Origin of the sequence: Spirilliplanes yamanashiensis (genome assembly GCF_016863475.1) — a bacterium.
GTDB classification, from domain to species: Bacteria; Actinomycetota; Actinomycetes; order Mycobacteriales; family Micromonosporaceae; genus Spirilliplanes; species Spirilliplanes yamanashiensis.
Window position 1 is genome coordinate 108,954 of sequence record NZ_BOOY01000036.1, and the last position, 19,038, is coordinate 127,991.

Sequence of the window (19,038 nt, forward strand, 5' to 3'; positions counted from 1 at the left end):
CATGGGCAGCTACGACGCGCTCGACCCGTCCCAGCTGTGGCAGCTCGTCGGCGACGCGCGCAACGAGCTCGCCACGAGCCGCGCCCAGGTCACCGCGTGGCGGCGCGCGCACGACATGCTCGACATGCACGCCACCAAACTGCGGCAGTACCGCGACCAGCTCGCCGAGAAGTGGCCGCCGGAGACCAACGCGGCGTCCGCGGCGTACCTCGCCGAACTCGACCGGCTGCTCAACGCCGTCTCGTGGACCAAGGACTCGGCGGCCGCGAACGCGACCCACATCAACATCGTCGCCGACACCATCGAGCAGACGCACCGGCGGCTGGAGCCGATCCACCGCGAGTACGTGGCCAACAGGGAGAAGCTGGCGGCGTACAACGCCCAGCTGGAGGCCGTCGGCGACGGCGTGTCCAAGGTGACCAACCCGCTCGCGGGCTGGGCCGCCGAGGGCGTCGCCAAGCTGGTCACCGCGCCGCCGGTCGACGACGGGGCGCAGGCCGAGCTGGAACGCCGGGCCCGCGCCGCGATGGTGCAGCTCAGCGGCTCGGTCACCGACGCGACGCGCAGCATGGCGGCCCCGCCGGTGTACGAACCGCCGGTGGTCGCCGACCGGCAGCAGACCCGCGAGCGCATCGGCACCGGGCCGGGCGGCGCGATCCGCCCGCCGGCCATCGACCGGCCCGCCCACACGCGGGGTGGCGGCGGTGGGTCCGGCTCGGGTGTCGGCACGCCGTCCGTGGGCGGTGGTGGCGGTGGCGTCGGTGGTGGGGCTGCTCCCGGTCTCGAAGGCGTCATCACGCCGGCTCCGCCCGGGGGTCGGCCGCCGGAGATCGTTCCGCCGGTCGGGCCCGGGCCGGTGCCCGCGCCGCCCGGTCCGCCCGGGCTCCCGCCCGTCCTGCCGGGCGTGCCCCTGCCGCCGAACGGCGGTGGCGGCGGTGGCGGCGGTGGCGGCGGTGGGCTCGGCCGGACCGGCACGCCCGCCACCACGCCGCTCGGCCTCAACCCCGGCGCCGGCCGCCCCGGCGGGGCCATGGCCGCGCGGGTCAACCCGGTGGGCGGCGTCATCGGCGGCACTCCCGGCGGTTCCATGGCCGGCGGCACGGGTGCGGGCATGGGCGTCGGCTCGGGCCTCGGCCGGGGCGGCTCCGGCGGCATCGGCGGCGCCGGCGGCATCGGCGGCGCCCGTGGTGTCGGCGGGCCCGGTGGCGTCGGTGGTCCCGGTGGGGTCGCCGGTGGTGCTGGCGGCCGGCCGGGTGGCGGCATGGCCGGCGGGCCGATGGGCCAGTCCGGCATGGTCGGCGGCCGGCGCGCGGCCGGCACCGCCGAGGAGCGCGAGCACCGGCGCTGGGACCCGGACAACCCGTGGGAGACCGCGCAGGGCGTCGCCCCGGTCATCAAGCCCGCCCCCGTCGCACCCATCGACCCCGGCCCGGGCATCGTGGGCATGGATCTGTGAGACCGCTCGTCCGCTGGGTCGTCGGCGCGGTCGCCGGCACGCTCGTCGTGTCGGCGGCCCCGTCGCCGGCGTCCGCCGACGCCATCCGCGACCGCCAGTGGATGGTGGGAGCGCTGAAGCTCGCCGCCGTCCACGAGATCGCGCAGGGCGCCGGGATCACCGTCGCCGTCATCGACTCCGGCGTGGACGCCGGCCACCGTGACCTGCGCGGCAACGTCCTCAAGGGCGTCGACTACACCGGAGACTCCGCCGACGCGCAGAAGGACGACACCGGCCACGGCACCGGCATGGCCAGCCTGATCGCCGGCCACGGCAGCGGCCCCGGCAACCGCGACGGCGTGCTGGGCGTGGCGCCCCGGGCGAAGATCCTGCCGCTGCGCACCACCAAGGGCGACTTCGGCTCGTCGCCCCGGTCCGGCGACGCCGTCGACGAGGCCGTCCGGCGCGGCGCCCGCGTCATCTCGATGTCCTGGGGCGGCGGCCCGAACCGCCCGCTCGAGGCGGCCCTCCAGCGCGCCGCCGCCGCCGACGTGGTGCTGATCGCGTCGGCCGGCAACCGCCCCGACGACAACTTCGTCACCTACCCGGCGCGCTACCCGGGCGTCGTCGCCGTCGGGGCCACCGGCAGCGACGGCAAGGTCGCGGCGGTCAGCGTCCGCCGCCCGGAAATCATGATCACGGCCCCCGGCGACAAGGTCGTCTCCGCCGCCGAGGACGACGGCTACCAGATCGGCGTCGGCACCAGCGGCGCGGCGGCCATCGTCGCCGGCGCGGCGGCCCTGATCCGGTCGAAGTACCCGAACCTGCCGGCCACGGAGGTCGTCAACCGGCTCGTCGCCACCGCCAAGGACCAGGGACCCCCCGGCCGCGACGTCGACTACGGCCACGGCACCCTCGACGTCATGGCCGCCCTGACGGCCGACGTGCCACCCGCCGCCACGCAGTCCGCCCCGCCGCCACCCGGCGCCGCCCCGGCCACCCCGCCGTCGGCCGCGCCCTCGGACGCCCCGCAGGCCGTGGCGGGCACCGACGTGTCGCTGCGGATCAGCCCGGCCGGCTACGCCATCGGTGGGGTGTTGTTGCTGCTCCTGGTCGGTGGCCTGGTGTGGTTGCTGATCTGGGCGCTGCGGCGGCGCGGCACACCGCCGCCGGGCGCTGCGCCGGCCGGCCGGGTGTTCCCGCCGGCGGGCGCACCGGGCTACGGTCCGCCGCCGGGCACCGGTGGGTACGGCCCGCCGCCGGGCGGCGGCTACGGCGTGCCACACCAGCAGGGTTTCGGCCCGCCGGCGGGTCAGGCGGCTCACGGCCCGCCGCCCCAGGGCGGAGCCCCGTCGGGGCCCGACCAGCAGGCCGGTCGGCCGAGCGGCCCGCCGCGCCCCTGACCGCCGCGCCCTGACCGCCGCGGCCCTGACGGCGGCCGCGCTGCCGGGCCCGGTCCGCCGGGCTGCGCCGCCACCTCACCCCGCAGCGCGCGCTTACAGGCGCGTGGTCCGGGTCCGCGATGCGCGGGTACGTCAGGTGGCCGCTGCCCGGCGGTCAGAGTTCGCCTGGGGTGACCAGGCCGTGTTCGTAGGCGTACACCACCGCCTGGACCCGGTCGCGCAGATCCAGCTTGGCCAGCACCCGGCTGACGTGGGTCTTCACCGTCGCGTCCGACAGGTGCAGGCGGGCGGCGAGTTCGGCGTTGCTCAGGCCGCGGGCGACCAGCCGCAACACCTCCAGCTCGCGCTCGGTGAGCCGGTCGAGGACCTTGGCGGCGGCGGTGTCGGCGGGTGGCACCTGGAGGAAGCGGTCGATGAGGCGGGCGGTCACGACGGGGGCGAGGAGCGCGTCGCCGGCGGCGACGGTGCGGACGGCTTCGGCGAGCTGGCCGGGTGGGGCGTCCTTGAGCAGGAAGCCGGAGGCGCCGGCGCGGAGCGCGTCGTAGACGTATTCGTCCAGGTCGAAGGTGGTCAGGATGAGGATTCTGGGGGCCGGTTCGGTGCGGCGGATGCGGCGGGTGGCCTCGATGCCGTCCATGGTGGGCATGCGGACGTCCATGACGACGACGTCGGGGGTGAGGTCGGCGGCGAGGCGGACGGCGGCGGCGCCGTCGGCGGCTTCGCCGACGATGGTGAGGTCGGGCTGGGCGCCCAGCATGCCGGCGAGGCCGGAGCGGATGAGGGCGTGGTCGTCGACGACCAGGACGCGGATCATGCGGACTCCCTCGGCAGGCGGGCGCGGACCTCGTAGCCGTCGTCGTGGGGGCCGGCGTCGAGGGTGCCGCCGTACACCTTGGCGCGTTCGCGCATGCCGATGACGCCGCGGCCGCCGCCGGAGGTGGGGGTGTGGGTGAGGGGGCCGGCGGTGTTGCGGACGCGGACGTCGATCCAGCGGTCGGCGTAGTGGACGGTGACGGCGGTGGGGGCGGCGCCGGCGTGGCGGCGGACGTTGGTGAGGGCTTCCTGCACGATTCTGAAGCCTGCCAGGTCGACGCCGGCGGGGACGTCGCCGCGGTCGCCGTCGACGGTGAGGGTGACGGGCAGGCCGGCGGCGCGGGAGTCGGCGACGAGGTCGGGCACGCGTTCCAGGGTGGGCTGGGGGGCGAGCGGGGCGGCGTCGGCGCGCTGGACGTCGAGGACGTGGCGCATCTCGGTGAGGGCTTCGCGGGCGGTGCGGCGGGCGGCGGCGATGTGGCGGCGGGCCAGGTCGGGGTCGAGGGCGATGAGTTCCTCGGCGGCGCCGGCCTGCACGGCGACGATGGACAGCGAGTGGGCGACGACGTCGTGCAGTTCGCGGGCGATGCGGGCGCGTTCGGCGGTGACGGCGTCGGCGGCGGCGTCGGCGGCGCGGCGGGCGGCGTCGTCCTCGGCGGCGGTGGCCTGGTCGGCGCGCAGCCGCACCAGGTAGCCGGCGGTCCAGGCGCCGATGATGAAGAAGCCGAGGATGACGACCTGGCCGGCGGTGATGGGGCCGACGTAGTAGCCGAGCGGGTAGAGCGCCAGGTTGACGGCGAGCGCGGCGGCGCCGCCGGCGACGGCGGCGGGCCGGGTGGAGGCGTGCAGGGCGATGCTGAAGACGACGACGAGCATGCTGGGGAACGGGAACGTGCTCTCTGCGGCGCCGCCGACGCCGAGGACCCGCCAGGCGAGGACGGCGGCGAGGACGGCGAGCACGGTCAGCGGGGCGCGCCGGCGTACCACGAGCGGCGCGGTGACCCCGACGGCGAAGGCGACGCGTTCCCAGGTGCGGCCGGGCCCGTCGGCGGCGGTGGCCTCGACGACCGCCCACGCCAGCAGCAGGGCGGCGAGGGCGACGTCGGCGCGCGGCGGGCGGCGCGGCACGCGCGCGAGGGTGTTCAGGGCGTCCACGATCAAACCTTAGGCAGTGGGGGGTCGCGGCCGCGTCATCCTGCGGTCGCACGGTGATCAGCCTGGGGAGGTACGCGGGTCGCGCCCCGGCGCCGACCCGGTCGGCACCTTGCGGCCGACGCCCCGGTGACCTGCGCTTTCCTAAGTTTCTCGGCATGACGCAGATCGTTGAATCGCAGACCACCACCCGCAACCGTCCGCTCGCCGGCTGGGCGGCCGCCGCCGGGGGCGTCGCCTCCATGGTCGGCGGCGCCGTGCAGGCCGTGCGCCCCGCCGACACCGACCCGATCGTCAGCACCTCCGACCACGTCATCCTGACGGTGACCGCGCTGGCGCTGGTGCTGTGGATCCCCGCGTACCTGGTGCTGGGCCGGGACGCCCGGCGCGCCGTGGGCACGTGGGGCGGCCGGCTGGCGGCGTTCGGGGCGGCGCTGCTGGTGATCGGCATGACGTCCACGAACCTGCACGGGCAGGACTACTCGTGGTTCAGCATCGTGGCCGTGCCGGCGAACCTGGCGTGGCTGGCCGGGTCGGTGTGCCTGGCCGTGGCGACGTGGCGGTCGCGCACGCTGCCGCGGTGGCTGGCCGTGGGCGTGGCGCTGGTGTGGCCGTGCTCGATCTTCCTGGCCCAGTCGGGCGGCGGCCTGGTGGCCGGTGCCGTGTTCGTGGTGGTCGGCTGGCTCATGGTCGCCCGCGGGCGGGCGTGACGCCCGGCCAGGCGTCGCCGAGGATGCGCTGGAACAGGCGGTGGTCGCGCCACCGGCCGTCGATGTGCAGGTAGTTCGGCGCGAAGCCGTACTCGGTGAAGCCGTTGCGCAGCAGCACCCGCTGGGAGGCGGTGTTGCCGACCAGCGTGCCGGCCTCGACGCGGTGCAGGCCGAGGTCCGTGTCGGCGATCGTGCAGATCGCCGACACGGCGGCGCTCGCGAGGCCGCGGCCGGTCTCGGCGGCGTCGACCCAGTAGCCGAGGCTGGCGCTGCGGAACGGGCCGAGCGCGATCTGGCTGAGGGCGACCATGCCGAGGACGCGCCCGTCGCGGACGAGCACGGCGTTGTACTGGCTGCCCTCGGCCCGGCGCCGCACGAGCGACTCGACGCGGCGCTGCTGGCCGTCGAGGGTCCAGTGGGACGGGGGCCGCTCCGGCTCGTACGGGCGCAGGTGCTCGCGGTTGCGCAGCAGGGCGTCGAGCAGGGCGGGCGCGTCGGCCGTCTCCAGGGTCCGCAGCGTGACGCCGCCGGGCAGCTCAGTCATCGGCGGGGCCGACGAGGCGGGCGATGCCGTCGAGGATGCGGTGCAGCCCGAACGCGAGCTCCACGTCCGGGTCGTAGGAGAGGTCGTCCGCGTCGAATATGCCGCTGGCGACGAGCCGGGTCAGGGCGGGGTGGGTGTCGGGCGCGGTGACGCGCCGCAGCAGCTGCCCGTACGACAGGGCGGGGGCGCCGGCGGCGGCCAGTTCGGCGCTGAGCCGGGCCTCGCCGACGACGTAGCTGTTGAGGGTCTGCACGGCGGCGAGCCGGAGCGGGTCGGGCACGTCGGTGCCGTCGAAGTTCTGCAGCGCGGCCTCCATCCAGCGCAGCGCGGCGGGCCCGGCGGGCGGCCCGGTGATGGGAACGTAGAGCATCCAGCGGTGGCGCATGTAGACGCCGAAGACGCCGCGCGCCCACGCCTCCAGCCCGGCCCGCCAGTCGCCGGGGACGGGGGCGGGCGGTTCGCCCTGCGCGGCGTCGTTCATGAGCGTGATCAGGTCGTCCTTGCTCCTGACGTACCGGTAGAGCGACATCGTGGTGTAGCCGAGGCGTTCGGCGACGCGGGCCATGGACAGCTGGGCGAGGCCGTCGGCGTCGGCGAGGTCGACGGCGGTGGCGACGACCGCGTCCAGGGACAGGGCCGGCTTGGGGCCGCGGCGGGCGGGCGGCGGGCGGTCCCAGAGCAGGGCGAGGTCCGGGGGCAGTGCCACGTCGTCCACGTACGGCCTTCCGTCTGTGCCGGGAGCGTTGACCGTCATCCTAGAACTGTGTATAACGTAAACCATGGTGTACGACATAAACAGTTCCCGCCTGAGCAAGCGCTACGGCGCCACCGAGGTCCTGCGCGGCCTCGACCTCACCGTCCGGGCCGGCAGCGTCTTCGCCCTGCTCGGGCCGAACGGCGCCGGCAAGACCACGCTCGTGCGCATCCTCGCCACGCTCGTCGAGCCCGACGCCGGGCGGGCCACCGTCGCCGGGCACGACGTCGTCCGCGAGCGCCGCCGGGTGCAGGAGGCGATCAGCCTCACCGGCCAGCACACGGCCGTCGACGAGCTGCTCACCGGCACCGAGAACCTGGTCATGGCCGCCCGGCTGCGCCGGTTCGGCCGCCGCGACGCCCGCCGCCGCGCCGCCGAGCTGCTCGACGAGTTCGACCTGGCCGCCGCCGGGCACCGCCTCGCCCGCACCTACTCCGGCGGCATGCGCCGCCGCCTCGACCTGGCGATGAGCCTGGTGCGCGCGCCCCGCGTGCTGTTCCTCGACGAGCCCACCACCGGGCTCGACCCCCGCAGCCGGCAGACCACCTGGGACGCCGTCGCCGCGCTCGCCCGCGCCGGCGTCACCGTCCTGCTCACCACGCAGTACCTGGAGGAGGCCGACCAGCTCGCCGACCGGGTGGCGCTGCTCGACCGCGGCGCGATCATCGCCGACGGCACCCCCGACGAGCTGAAGGCCCGGCTCGCCGGGGACCGCGTCGAGCTGGCCGTGCCCGAGGCCGCCGCCGCGCTCGCGGTGCTCGGCGCGCGGGCCGCGCACGACGCCGCCCGCGGCACGGTCACCGTCCCGACCGACGGCTCGGCCGCCGCCGTGCGCGCGCTGCTCAACACCCTCGACACCCACGGGGTACGCGTCGACCGCGTCGCCGTGCACCGCCCCACCCTGGACGACGTCTTCCTGACGCTGACGAGAGGCTGACCATGCCCGCCGCGATCCTCGACGCGTCCGTCCTCATCGGGCGCAGCCTGCGGCACACCCGCCGCGCACTGGACACGCTGCTGATCGGCGTCCTGCTGCCAGTCATGATCCTGCTGCTGTTCGTGTACGTGTTCGGCGGCGCCATCGACCCCGGCGGCCGGTACCTGACCTACGTGGTGCCCGGCATCGTGCTGCTGTGCGCGGGCTACGGCGCGGCGGGCACCGCCGTCCCCGTGGCGGCCGACATGACCACCGGCGCCATCGACCGGTTCCGCTCGCTGCCGATCCTGCGCTCCGCCGTCCTCGTCGGCCACGTCACCGCCAGCATCGTGCGCAACCTCGTCTCCACCGCCCTGGTGCTGCTGGTGGCGTTCGCCATCGGCTACCGGCCGGGCGCGGACCCCGGGCAGTGGCTCGCCGCGCTGGGCGTGCTCGTGCTGTACCTGCTCGCCATGTCGTGGCTGGCCGTCTGCTTCGGGCTGCTCGCGTCGTCGGCCGAGGGCGCCTCGTCGTTCAGCTTCGTCATCCTGTTCCTGCCGTACCTGAGCAGTGCGTTCGTGCCGGTCGACACGATGCCGGCGGTGCTGCGCGGGTTCGCGGCCCACCAACCGCTCACTCCGGTGATCGAGGCGATCCGCGGGCTGCTCGCCGGCGCGCCGGACGGCGGCACCGTCGCGCTCGCGGCGGCCTGGTCCGCGGGGCTGTTGGCGCTCGGCTACGGCGCCGCCACATACCTGTTCGGCCGCCGAGCGCGCCGATAGGAATTCACTCACGTTCATACCGTGTACCGACCATGTTTCGCGTCTTCCACTGGATCACTGCGAGTGACACTCTGCTAGCCATACGTGGTTCCAGCGACGCTTAGGGCGGTGGCGCGGATGCGTGCTGATGTACTCGTCGGACCGACTTCCTGGGTCAGTGAGAGGTTCGGTGCCCGCAGCGCCGGTGAGCTCTGGACCAGGATCCCCGAGGCACTGCGCACCGCGATCGCGCGCGCCGTGCACAGCCGGCCGCACGAGCCGCAGACCGTCGACCGGCTGCTCGACAACCCACGCTGGCCGCACCCGTACGAGGAGCTCGCCGTCTACCTGGGCGAACTGCCCGGCGCGGAGGTCGTCACCGCCAAGCGCTCGGCGTACCAGCTCGTCGTCGTCAACGGGCACATCGTCCTGCCGTGGCGCTACGGCCCGTCCGGCGCGGTGTCCATGCGCGACGTCCCACCCGGCCGCGGCTTCGGCCGCCTGGCCCGCGAACTGATCGCCCGGTACGCGCCCCCGCAACCCCTGCCCGGCCCCCAGCTCCCGCTCGTGCGCGACATCATGGACGAGCGCGAGGTCGCCGCCCTCTGCGCCGAACTGGCCAAGGTGCACCCCAAGCCCCAACTCGTCCTCGCCGGCTACGCGGGCAGCGCCGACCACGGCCTGCTGCGCGCCTGCCTCGGCGTGCCGGGCACCACCGCTTCCGGGACGCTCGCCTGGCGGCACGCCGACGACCTGCCCCTGCCCGCCCCGGCGATCCCCCGCCCGCGCCGGATGCAGTTCCCGTAACGCTCACCCGCCGGCCACGCCGGCGACGCCGGACAGCCGCCGGCCGGGCGCTCCCCGAGGGGAGAATGCCCGGCCGGCGTCTCGGTGATGGTGTCAAGTCCGTGCCGTCCAGGTAAGCGCGCCCGCCCCCGGCCGGTCAACCCGTACCCGGTTCCGGAACCGGTTCATCCAGGCCAGAGACCCGTCAGCAGGGCCTGCGCCTGGGCCGCCGCCGTCAGCACCGCCGTGACGGCCCCGGCGCGGCGGGTGACGGCCGCGATCGCGTCCCGGGCCGCCTCCGGGTCGGGGCGGTCGCGGCGGACCTCGTCGCCGGCCCGGGCCACCGCCCGGGTCATCAGGTCGGCGTCCGGCAGGTCGGCGGTGTGCCGGTCGATGGCGCGGCGCAGCTCGGCCAGGGCCAGCAGCGCCGCCGCCTGCTCCGCCGGGGGCGGGGCCGCCTGGTGGACGGTCGCCCGCGCGCCGCGGCCCGCCGCCACCGCGCCGGTGTTGTCGCCGTGGATCTCGATGCCCGTCATGATCGCTCCTTCGCCGCCGCCCGGGCGCCCGTGCCCGCCGCCACCGCGCCGTGGTTGTCGCCGTGGATGGTGACGCTCTCGTTGTGGATGTGGTTGATGCGCGTCTCGTACTCGGCGGTGTCGACGCGGTGCTCGCGCAGGAACCCGACCACGGCCTCGCTGATCCGGCGCTCCAGCAGCTTGGCGTACTTCTCCGCGTCCAGCGCCTGCACGTACGAGGCGGGTTCCGGCCGCGACGCCAGCTGGCGCACGTCGGCGCGGGCGCCGTAGTCGTACAGCGGCTCGCGGTCGTGCTCGCGGTCCGCCCGGTCCGCGCGCCGCCACGCCCGCACAGCGCCCGCCCCCGCCCGCGCCAGCCGCCACGGCGCCAGCAGCACCGCCGGGCCCGCGTCGCGGATGGCCGCGCCCAGCGCCGCCGCGGCCAGCGCGCCCGGCGAGTCGCCGTACCGCTCGAACGCCCGGAACCGCGCCCGCACCGGGCCCAGCACCGTGGTGACGCTCTCCACGTACAGCATCCCGCCCTCGACGGCGATGTGGACGAACGACGACAGCACCTTGCCCTGGTCCTCCGCCGCCAGCAGGGTCTCGCCGTGCGCGCCCCGCACCGGCGCCGAGTCCGCGCCGACCGTCGCCCGCAGGAAGTGCCGCGCCCCCGCCTGCGGGTGCCGGATCACCGCCTCCACCGCGTGCGGCCCGGCCAGCGAGTACGGCAGCTGCCGCTGCTGGTCCACCAGCGCGTAGCCGTGCCACCGGGTGCCCGACGCCACGATCTGGTCGCGCAGCGCCAGCCCGGCGACCCGTTCCCGCTCCGGCAGCGCCGGCGACTGCAGGGCGGCCAGGCGGCGCTTCACGTGCCGGTTGAGCTGCACCGGGTCGATCGGCACCGGCCCCGCCCCGCCGCCCGCGTCCAGGTCGGCGCGCAGCTCCAGCGCGATCGACCAGGCCCGCACCACCGGCCCGGCGCCCGGGAACGGCGAGTACCCCGAGTGCAGCACCACGTTGCCGTTCTGCGCCCCGCCGACCACCGCCAGCCGGTGCTCCGCCGCGGGCGACCCGGCGCGCGGGCCGTCGGCGTCCAGCCGGGTCGCCAGCATCGTCGCCCGGAACGCCGCGCACACCGCGAACAGCGCCACCGCGATCACCACCGCCGCCGCCAGCGCCGCCTTCGGGTCCGCCGCCGCCAGCTCCGCGAACGCCGCGTACTGCCGCTCCGGGTCGTCGGAGCCCAGCGCCGCCAGCAGCGGCAGGATGCCCGCCAGCGACAGCGCCATGGGCGCCAGGAACACGAACGCGGCCGCCGCCACGATGACGTGCCGCACCGCCGTGCCGCGCCGCCGCAACGCCCGCACCAGCGCCGGGGTGGCCGCGTACACCGCGAACGTCAGCGCCGTCAGCGTCGCCTGCCGGTGCGCCGCGTACGCCACCACCAGCAGCAGCACCAGCGACGCGTCCCGGGCCAGCCACAACCGGCGGGCCCGCAGGCAGTGCCGCAGCACCAGCACCAGGTCGTAACCGATCGCCGGGACCACGGCGCGCCGCCGGTCGCCCAGCACCTCGTCGGTCGCCGCCGCCGCGAAACCCTCGTCCAGGTACGCCGCCGCGCACAGATCCCGGGTCACCCCACCGGGCCCGCCATCCGCGCCCCGCCCCGGTTCGGCGTGCGCGAAGAATCTGTCGTGGACGGGGCGCGCCTGCGCGGGCGGCCCGTAGATCGTCGTCATTTCCCACCGCTGTTTCCGTCGGCATTCCTCCACCGCGAACCTACGGCCGGCGGAGCGCCGTTCCCATCGCCTTTGCCGACGTCAGAGGCGGTCCGGTGGGCGGCCGGCCGTCATGATCGGACGGTGCCCACCGGCGGGTCGGCGTACCCCGGACGGGGCCTTGCCGGGGTGTGCGGAAAGGCGCTTCGATACAACGGATCAGCGCGCCGAAAGGGACCGGCAATGGCAGCCTGGACATGCTCCGAATGCGACACCGGCAATACCGCGGAAAGCGTCGCGTGCCGGCTGTGCAGCGCCCCGCCACCCACCGCCCGGCCGTGGCCCTCGTCGCCCCCGCCCTCCGGCGGCGGACCGGGCACCGCCGCGGCCGGCCCACCGTCCGACGTGCCGGCCGACGTGCCGTGGCCGGCGGGTCCGGAGCCGCAGCCGACCCACCCGGACAGCCCGCAGTCGGGGACCACCCCCGACGGCCCACAGCCGTGGACCACCTCCGACAGCCCGCAGCCGTGGACGGCGCCCCACCACAACGGCCCGCGGCCCTGGGCCGCCGCCCACCCGTGGGCCGCCACCGAGGCGTGGGAGCCGCCGCCGGGCCCGCCCCCGGTCCCGCCGCGCGGCGAGCCGTGGGCGGCGGGCCCGCCGGCCGGAGCCCGGCGCCGGCTGCCGCTCGTGCCCCTCGTCGGCGGGCTGGCCGTCCTGCTGGTGGCCGGCGGCGCGTCGGCGGCCTGGGCCCTGCGAGCCGACCCGCCGCCACCGCCCCCGGCGGCGGAGAGCACGGCGGAGGCCACGACGTCGCCGCCGGCCCCACCCACGACGGCACCGGCCCCGGACGACCCGCCGGACCCGCCCGGCCGAGTCGGTGTCGTCGCCATCGCCGCCGTCGTCACCGACGGGCGGGCCGCGGTGGTCGCGGCCGTGTTCGACACGCACTTCGCCGGGATCAACGCCCGCGACTGGGAGGGCGCCGCCGCCGTGTTCGACCCGGCCGGATCGGTGGACCCGGGGAACCCGCAGGAGGTGGCGCGCTGGCGGCGGGACCTGTCCACCACCACGGACACGAAGATCGTGCTGCGCGAGGTCGGCGACGCGGTCGACGGCCACGCCGGGCCCGTGGTGACGGCGCGGGTCACGTTCCGCAGTGAACAGAGCCCCGGGTACGGGCCGCGGGCGCGGCCGCGGGAGCGGTGCACGTTCTGGGACGTCACCTACCTGCTGACGCCGTCGCCGGACGGCTCGTACCGGATCCTGCGCGGGTCGGGCACGAGCCGGCCGGGGTGGTGACGGTCAGGCCGCCGTGGCGAGCAGCTGGTCGGTGGTGAACGGCTCGCGGCGGGCCCGCAGGTCGGTGTACGCGAGCACGATCAGCGGCGTGACGACGAGCCCGCTGGCGATGCTGGCGACGGTCTGCACCGCGCCCGAGAGCAGGCTGGCCGCCAGGTTGCCGCCGTCGTAGGTGGCGTCGGTCGGCGAGGTGAAGCCGAACGTGATGAGCGTGGCGACGACGCCGAGCCCGAGCCCGATCGCCAGGGACAGCCCCCAGGTGGTGGCGATGCGCCCGGCGGCGGCGCCGAGGTCGGTGTGGAACAGCTGGAAGCAGCGGCTGACCGCGTTGGTCCGTTCGAACACGACGACGGCCTGCAGCAGCATGAACACCGCGCCGACGTAGAACACGGGCAGGACGCACAGCAGCAGCGCCACCAGCGCGATCGGCGTGGTGAGCAGCGTCCAGCCGATGAGCGGGAACAGCCGCTTGAGCCCGGCGCGCAGCTCGGCGCCGACGGAGACGGGCCGGCCGGTGGCGATGGACACGACGGCGCGGGCGGTGGCGAGGTGGACGACCCCGTACAGGATGCCGCCGACGATGGCGGCGAGCGCGACGAGCAGCAGCCCGCCGGCCACCTCGTCGATGAACGGCCCGAAGTCGGGCGCATTGCCGGTGGACGGGTCGACCTGCGCGAAGTTCTGGTTGAGCGCGATCGTGGAGCGGTCGGACCAGATGGTCGACGGCACCACCAGCAGCGCCAGCGGCACGGCGCCGATGAGCTGGAGCGTCAGCAGCGTCTTCCAGCCGCGCCGGACGACGGACATGCCGCGCTGCCACCAGCCGGTCCAGTTGTCGCTGACCAGCGGGTCGGCCGGGTCGAACCGGGGCCCCCACCCGCCGGGCGGCGGCGCGGCCGCGTAGGGGTAGGGCTGCGGATACGCCTGCTGCGGGTACGGCTGGGGGTACGGCGGCGGGAAGGCCGGCGGGGGACCGCCCGGGTCCGGCCGCGCCGGGTCGCCCGGCTCCGGCGCCCAGGGATCGTTGCCGTTGGACATGTGGGGCTCCCCGTGTGGTTGATCAACGGCCCTCAGCGTATCGGCGCGCGGCACCTCCCGATGTCCCTCGCCGCGGTCGGATAGCCTGCGAAGAGTGTCCGATCAGCCGGTAGGGGAGTCGCCGCAGGTCGTGCGCGACCGGGCCGCGGCCCTCGCGGACTACCTGCTGGCCGTGCGCGCCCAGCTGGAACGCCCGGCGCGGACGCTGCCGACGTCCGACGCGCACTGGCTCGACGCGCTGCCCGCCCACCCGGACTGCCGCCTCGGCCCCGGTCCCGACGGCGCGAGCTGGCTGCGGGTGGGGCTGCCGCGGCCGCCTGCCCCGCTGGCGGCGCCGCGCGGCGTCGACCTGGCGGCGGTCGTCACGGCGGCGGACGAGCCGAAGCTGGCCGACCCGGCGGGCGCCGACGCGGCGACGGCCGAGCGGTTCGAGACGTGGCGTGAGCAGCAGTGGCGGCCGTGGGCGGCGCAGGCCGACGCCACCGCCCGCACCCGCCGCCTGCACCGCGACCTGTTCGACCTCAAGCACCGCCTCGACCTGGCCGCCGCCACCACCGAGCTGGTGTGGGGCCACGGCGTGCTGCGGCTGGCGATCGGCGAGCACCGGGTCGCGTACCCGCTGCTGGCGACGCCCGTGGCGATCACGTACGAGCCCGACACGTCGGTGATCGCGGTCTCGCCGGTCGGCCCCACCCGCCTGCAGACCGACCCGCTGTCCGGACTGGACGACCGGTTCCTCGGCCAGCTGCTCGCCCTGGGCGGGCAGGGCGGCACCGTCGAGGTCGACCTGTTCGCAGACCTCGACCGGCGGGAGCTGTTCGAGCGGGCGCTGCGCCGTCTGGGCCACGACCCGGTGCTGCGCGAGGCCGGCGAGCCCGGCGACGGCATCGTGGACACGGCCGTGCTGTTCGCCCGGCCGCGGCAGCGGATGCTGCGCCGCTTCCTGGAGCAGTTCCGCGACCGCCTGCAGACCCCGGCGGGCGCGGAGACGATCGGGTCGCTGGCCGCGATCCTCGCCCACGAGCCGAGCCGGTTGCGGATGCCCGGCGACGACCCGGAGGCGTGGCGGCCGGTGGGGGAGCGGCTGCTCATGCCGCTGGCCTCCAACGAGGCGCAGGAGTCCATCGCCCGCCGCCTCGCCGGGCACCGCAACGTGGCCGTGCAGGGCCCGCCGGGCACCGGCAAGACGCACACCATCCGCAACCTGATCTGCCACCTGATGGCGCACGGCAAGCGGGTGCTGGTGGTCGCGCAGAAGGAGGACCCGCTGCGGGTGCTGCGCGACGGGCTGCCCGAGCAGGTGCAGGCGCTGTGCCTGGCCGTCCTGGGCCGCACCGCCGACCAGCTCGTCCAGCTCCAGGTGGCGGCGCGGGAGCTGTCCGACCGGGCGGCCACCCTGGACAAGGCGGCCGAGCAGGCCCGCGTCGACCGGCTCACCGGGCAGCTGGAGGACGCCGAGCGCGACCTGGCGGGCGGGCTGGCCGCGCTGCGCGCGCTCGCCGAGAACGAGGCCGCCACGTACGTGCTCGACGGCGTCACCCTGTCGCCCGCCGAGGTCGGCGCGTGGCTGCGGCAGAACGCCGCCGAGCACGGCTTCATCCCGGACCCGGTGCAGGCGCCGCCGCCGCTGAGCGCCGACGAGTTCACCGAGCTGCTCGCCCTCGCCCGCGACCTGGCGCCCGCCGACCGCACCGCCGCCGTGCAGCACCTGCCCGGGGAGCTGCCGGCCGCCGCCGACGTCGCCGCGCAGCGCCGGCGCGCCGCCGCGGCCGACGCCGAGATCGCCGCACTGGAAGCCGCCGGCGTGGACACCGACGCCGTGCGCGAGCTGGGCCGCGACGGCCTCGGCGAGCTGCTCGGCGGCCTGCGTGACGCCGTCGCCTGGCAGGAGCGCCGCGCCGGCACCTGGACCGACCGGCTCGGCCGGCTCGTCGCCGACCCGCACTGGGAGCGGCTGTGGGCCGAGCACGTGGAGGCCACCCGGCTCGTGCTGGCCGAGCTGACCGAGCTGACCCGGCTCGCCGCCGGCCACCACGTCGAGGTGCCGGCCGCGCTGCTGGCCGAGCCGCGCCGGGTGCTGGCCGAGCTGGCCGAGCTGGGCCGCCGGTTCGCCGCCGGCAAGGGCGTCAACCGGCTGCTGCAGGCCGGGCTGCACCGGCTCGCGCACGAGATCACCGTGGACGGCGAGCCGCTGCGCAGCGCCGCCGACGTCGGCCTCGCCGAGGCGCAGGTGCGCCGCGCCCAGGCCCGCCGCCGGCTCGCCCAGCACTGGGCGGACTGGGCGCACCGCCTCGGCATCCCCGACCAGCACGGCGACGCCGACCTGTGGGCCGGGGCCCTGCTCGGCGAGGCGGCCCGGTCGCTGGGCTTCGACGCCGGCGAGTGGCCCGACCTGGCGGCTCGGTTGCGCACCCTCGTACCCCAGCAGGAGCTGGACCTCGACGCGGCCCGGCTGGCCGCGGTGGCCGCGCTGCTCGACCGGGCCGGGGCGGTCTTCGACCGCGACGAGCTGCTGTCGGCGGAGTTGGCCCGCGCCGCCGAGCTGGGCCGCGGCGACACCGCGCTGTGGCGCGCCCTGGACCGGGCCTGGCCCACCCTGGACGGCTGGGACGACCTCGCCGCGGAGGGCCGCCGGCTCGCCGCGCTGCGCCCCGCCGTGCTGCGCTACCTGGCCCTGCGCGACCGCCTCGCCGCCGAGGCCCCCGAGTGGGCCGGCGCGATCGACGCCGGCGCGGCGCCCGCCGCCACCGGCCAGGGCTGCCTCGCGGCCTGGGCGTGGCGGCAGGCGCAGACGTGGTTCGACGGCGTCATCGGCCACGTCGACCCGGCCGTGCTGGGCCGCCGCGTCGAACGGGCCCGCGACCGCATCCGCCGCCTCACCGGCGAGCTCGTCGTCGCGTCCGCCTGGCTCGCCGTCGGCCGCGGCCTCGACGACCGCCGCCGCGCCGCCCTCGCCGACTGGACCGCCGCCCTGCGCAAGATCGGCAAGGGCACCGGCAAGAACGCCGCCGCCTGGCAGGCCCACGCCCAGCGCGCCATGGCCCAGGCCGTCGAGGCGGTGCCCGTGTGGGTCATGAGCGTCGACCGCGCCATCGAGCAGTTCGCCGGCGGCGCCCGCTTCGACGTGGTCATCGTCGACGAGGCGTCCCAGGCCGACCTGTTCGCCCTGCCCGTGCTGTCGCTCGCCGAACGCGCCGTCGTCGTCGGCGACGACCAACAGATCGGCCCCCAGCTCGGCTTCGTCGGCTCCGTCTCCGGGCTCATCGAGTCGCACCTGACCGACGTGCCGTCCGCGGAGCACTTCGACCCCGAGGGCAGCCTGTACGACCACGCGGTGCGCCGCTCGCCCGAGCGCATCCTGCTCACCGAGCACTTCCGCTGCGTCCCGCAGATCATCGAGTTCTCGTCGAAGCACTACTACGACGGCAAGATCGAGCCGCTGCGCTCGGCGAAGGTGTTCGAGCACCCCGTCCGCGCCGTGCACGTCCCCGACGGCGTCCGGCAGTCCCTGCCCCAGTACGGCGACGTCAACGTCGCCGAGGCCGACGCGATCGTCGCGAAGGTCGTCGCGATCGTGGCCGACGACGCGTACGCCGGGAAGTCCCTCGGCGTCATCAGCCTGCTGTCCACCAGCGGCCAGGCCCTCTACCTGCTGGCGAAGCTGCGCGCCGCCCTCGGCGAGGACGAGATGGAGGCCCGCCGCCTGCGCGTCGGCGACTCTTACACCTTCCAGGGCGACGAACGCGACGTCGTGCTCGTCAGCATGGTCGCCTCCGCCAACGACCCGGCGGTGGCCGCCTTCACCAAGCGCGAGTACCACCGCCGCGTCAACGTCGCCGCGTCCCGCGCCCGCGACCAGCTGTGGGTCTTCCACTCGCTGCAGGCCGCCGACCTGCGCCCCGACGACGCCCGCGCCCTGCTGCTGCACCACTGCGCCGCCGTGCTGCAGGCCCCGCAGCCGGCGCCGGACCTGGCGGCCCGCTGCGAGTCCGGCTTCGAGCGCGCCGTCCTCAAGGCCCTCACGACCCGCGGGTACGCCCCGATCCCGCAGTTCCGCATCGGCGGCTACCGCATCGACTTCGTCCTGCCCGCCCCGGACGGCCGCCGCCTGGCGATCGAGTGCGACGGCGACGCCTACCACGGCCCGGAACAGTGGGAGAGCGACATGCGCCGCCAGGCGGTGCTGGAGCGCGTCGGCAACTGCGTCTTCGTCCGCATCCGCGGCAGCATCTTCGCCCGCGAGCCGTCGGTGGCCCTGGCGCCGCTGTGGCAGCGCATCGAGGAGCTGGGCATCACGCCGTGACCGGCGTCGGCGCGGACCTGGTCCGCGACCTGCTGCGCGAGCAGCACCCGGACCTGGCCGGCCTGCCGATCCGCGAGGTGCCGGGCGGCTGGGGCAACCAGATGTGGCGCCTCGGCGACGACCTGGCCGCCCGGGTGCAGCGCATGGACGACAGCCCCGAGCCGCAGCTGAAGGAGCGCCGCTGGCTGCCGGAGCTGGCCGCCCGCCTGCCGCTGCCGATCCCGGTCCCGGTGCGCAGCGGCACGCCGTCCGAACGCTTCAGCAAACTGTGGACGATCATGACGTGGGTCCACGGCACACCGCTGGACCACGCGACGATCACCCGCGGCGACGACGCGGCCGACCGGCTGGCGGCGTTCCTGCGCGCGCTGCACGCCGAGGCGCCCGCCGACGCGCCGGGCGCCTCCGACTTCGGCACCCACCCCCGGCACTCCCGGGCCGGCTTCGAGCACTTCCTGGCAGCCGTGGACCTCTCCGGCTTCGCCGCCGACGACGTGAGGGCCGTCTGGGACGCCGCGGCGGCCACCCCCGACTGGCCGGGCCCGCGGGTCTGGGTGCACGGCGACCTGCACCCCGCGAACGTCGTCGTCGCCGGCGGCACCCTGGCGGGCGTCGTCGACTTCGGCGCCCTGTTCGCCGGCGACCCGGCGTGGGACCTCGGGGCCGCCTGGCTCCTGCTGCCCGCGGGCGGCGCGGCGCGGTTCTTCGCCCGTTACGGCCCGGCGGACGAGGCCACGGTGCGGCGGGCGCGCGGGCTGGCCGCCCTGAAGTGCCTGTTCCTGATGCTGATGGGCCGGAACGGGGATCGCGGCCTGCCGGGCGGCAAGCCGGAATGGGGACCCGTCGGCCGGGCGGCGCTCGGGCGGGTCCTGTCGGGCGTCTGAC

The 19,038-nt window shown here is 76.4% G+C and carries 16 protein-coding genes; 9 read left to right on the forward strand and 7 right to left on the reverse strand.

Annotated features, from left to right (window positions below; translation table 11 throughout):
* The first annotated feature begins 1 nt into the window (after nt 1).
* Nucleotides 2–1,456 (forward strand): hypothetical protein, encoded by a 1,455-nt coding sequence (locus tag Sya03_RS25405; protein ID WP_203940925.1) that lies wholly within the window; start codon nt 2–4, stop codon nt 1,454–1,456.
* A complete protein-coding gene (locus Sya03_RS25410; protein ID WP_203940926.1) occupies nt 1,453–2,838 on the forward strand; it encodes a S8 family serine peptidase in 1,386 nt (461 codons plus the stop codon). The genes Sya03_RS25405 and Sya03_RS25410 overlap by 4 nt, the downstream gene beginning before the upstream one ends.
* Nucleotides 2,839–2,992: 154 nt before the next feature.
* Here the strand turns inward: Sya03_RS25410 and Sya03_RS25415 are convergent, their stop codons facing one another.
* The gene (locus Sya03_RS25415) at nt 2,993–3,652 is read right to left on the reverse strand and encodes a response regulator (protein ID WP_203940927.1); all 660 of its coding nucleotides are present in this window, start codon (nt 3,650–3,652) and stop codon (nt 2,993–2,995) included.
* Nucleotides 3,649–4,806: a sensor histidine kinase gene (locus Sya03_RS25420; protein ID WP_203940928.1), complete on the reverse strand. Its 1,158-nt coding sequence runs from the start codon at nt 4,804–4,806 to the stop codon at nt 3,649–3,651. The genes Sya03_RS25415 and Sya03_RS25420 overlap by 4 nt, the downstream gene beginning before the upstream one ends.
* Nucleotides 4,807–4,961: 155 nt before the next feature.
* Here Sya03_RS25420 and Sya03_RS25425 point away from each other — a divergent pair, with 155 nt between their 5' ends.
* A complete protein-coding gene (locus Sya03_RS25425; RefSeq protein ID WP_203940929.1) occupies nt 4,962–5,513 on the forward strand; it encodes a hypothetical protein in 552 nt (183 codons plus the stop codon).
* On the opposite strand, the gene Sya03_RS25430 is transcribed toward Sya03_RS25425, so the two are convergent.
* On the reverse strand, nt 5,488–6,057 hold the full coding sequence (locus Sya03_RS25430) for a GNAT family N-acetyltransferase (protein WP_239107829.1): 570 nt from the start codon (nt 6,055–6,057) through the stop codon (nt 5,488–5,490). The two genes, Sya03_RS25425 and Sya03_RS25430, sit on opposite strands and share 26 nt — an antisense overlap.
* Nucleotides 6,050–6,811 (reverse strand): TetR/AcrR family transcriptional regulator, encoded by a 762-nt coding sequence (locus tag Sya03_RS25435; RefSeq protein WP_203940930.1) that lies wholly within the window; start codon nt 6,809–6,811, stop codon nt 6,050–6,052. The genes Sya03_RS25430 and Sya03_RS25435 overlap by 8 nt, the downstream gene beginning before the upstream one ends.
* A 25-nt stretch (nt 6,812–6,836) precedes the next feature.
* On the opposite strand from Sya03_RS25435, the gene Sya03_RS25440 reads away from it, so the two are divergent.
* From Sya03_RS25440 to Sya03_RS25450, 3 genes are all read left to right on the forward strand, one after another.
* On the forward strand, nt 6,837–7,748 hold the full coding sequence (locus Sya03_RS25440; RefSeq protein WP_203940931.1) for an ATP-binding cassette domain-containing protein: 912 nt from the start codon (nt 6,837–6,839) through the stop codon (nt 7,746–7,748).
* Nucleotides 7,749–7,750: 2 nt separating this feature from the next.
* The gene (locus Sya03_RS25445; protein WP_203940932.1) at nt 7,751–8,509 is read left to right on the forward strand and encodes an ABC transporter permease; all 759 of its coding nucleotides are present in this window, start codon (nt 7,751–7,753) and stop codon (nt 8,507–8,509) included.
* 237 nt (nt 8,510–8,746) lie between these two features.
* Entirely contained in the window at nt 8,747–9,295 is a 549-nt protein-coding gene (locus Sya03_RS25450; RefSeq protein ID WP_239107830.1) for a hypothetical protein, read from the forward strand.
* A gap of 164 nt (nt 9,296–9,459) precedes the next feature.
* Here the strand turns inward: Sya03_RS25450 and Sya03_RS25455 are convergent, their stop codons facing one another.
* Entirely contained in the window at nt 9,460–9,810 is a 351-nt protein-coding gene (locus tag Sya03_RS25455) for a hypothetical protein (protein ID WP_203940934.1), read from the reverse strand.
* Nucleotides 9,807–11,531 (reverse strand): AbeC-like domain-containing protein, encoded by a 1,725-nt coding sequence (locus Sya03_RS25460; RefSeq protein WP_203940935.1) that lies wholly within the window; start codon nt 11,529–11,531, stop codon nt 9,807–9,809. The genes Sya03_RS25455 and Sya03_RS25460 overlap by 4 nt, the downstream gene beginning before the upstream one ends.
* Nucleotides 11,532–11,915: 384 nt before the next feature.
* Here Sya03_RS25460 and Sya03_RS25465 point away from each other — a divergent pair, with 384 nt between their 5' ends.
* Nucleotides 11,916–12,812, forward strand: a complete 897-nt coding sequence (locus Sya03_RS25465; RefSeq protein WP_203940936.1) for a hypothetical protein — start codon at nt 11,916–11,918, stop codon at nt 12,810–12,812.
* A 3-nt stretch (nt 12,813–12,815) separates the two neighbouring features.
* On the opposite strand, the gene Sya03_RS25470 is transcribed toward Sya03_RS25465, so the two are convergent.
* On the reverse strand, nt 12,816–13,850 hold the full coding sequence (locus Sya03_RS25470) for a hypothetical protein (protein ID WP_203940937.1): 1,035 nt from the start codon (nt 13,848–13,850) through the stop codon (nt 12,816–12,818).
* A 94-nt stretch (nt 13,851–13,944) separates the two neighbouring features.
* On the opposite strand from Sya03_RS25470, the gene Sya03_RS25475 reads away from it, so the two are divergent.
* Nucleotides 13,945–18,153 (forward strand): PDDEXK-like endonuclease domain-containing protein, encoded by a 4,209-nt coding sequence (locus tag Sya03_RS25475; protein ID WP_203940938.1) that lies wholly within the window; start codon nt 13,945–13,947, stop codon nt 18,151–18,153.
* Nucleotides 18,150–19,037 (forward strand): aminoglycoside phosphotransferase family protein, encoded by an 888-nt coding sequence (locus tag Sya03_RS25480; RefSeq protein ID WP_203940939.1) that lies wholly within the window; start codon nt 18,150–18,152, stop codon nt 19,035–19,037. The genes Sya03_RS25475 and Sya03_RS25480 overlap by 4 nt, the downstream gene beginning before the upstream one ends.
* Nucleotide 19,038 lies beyond the last annotated feature (1 nt).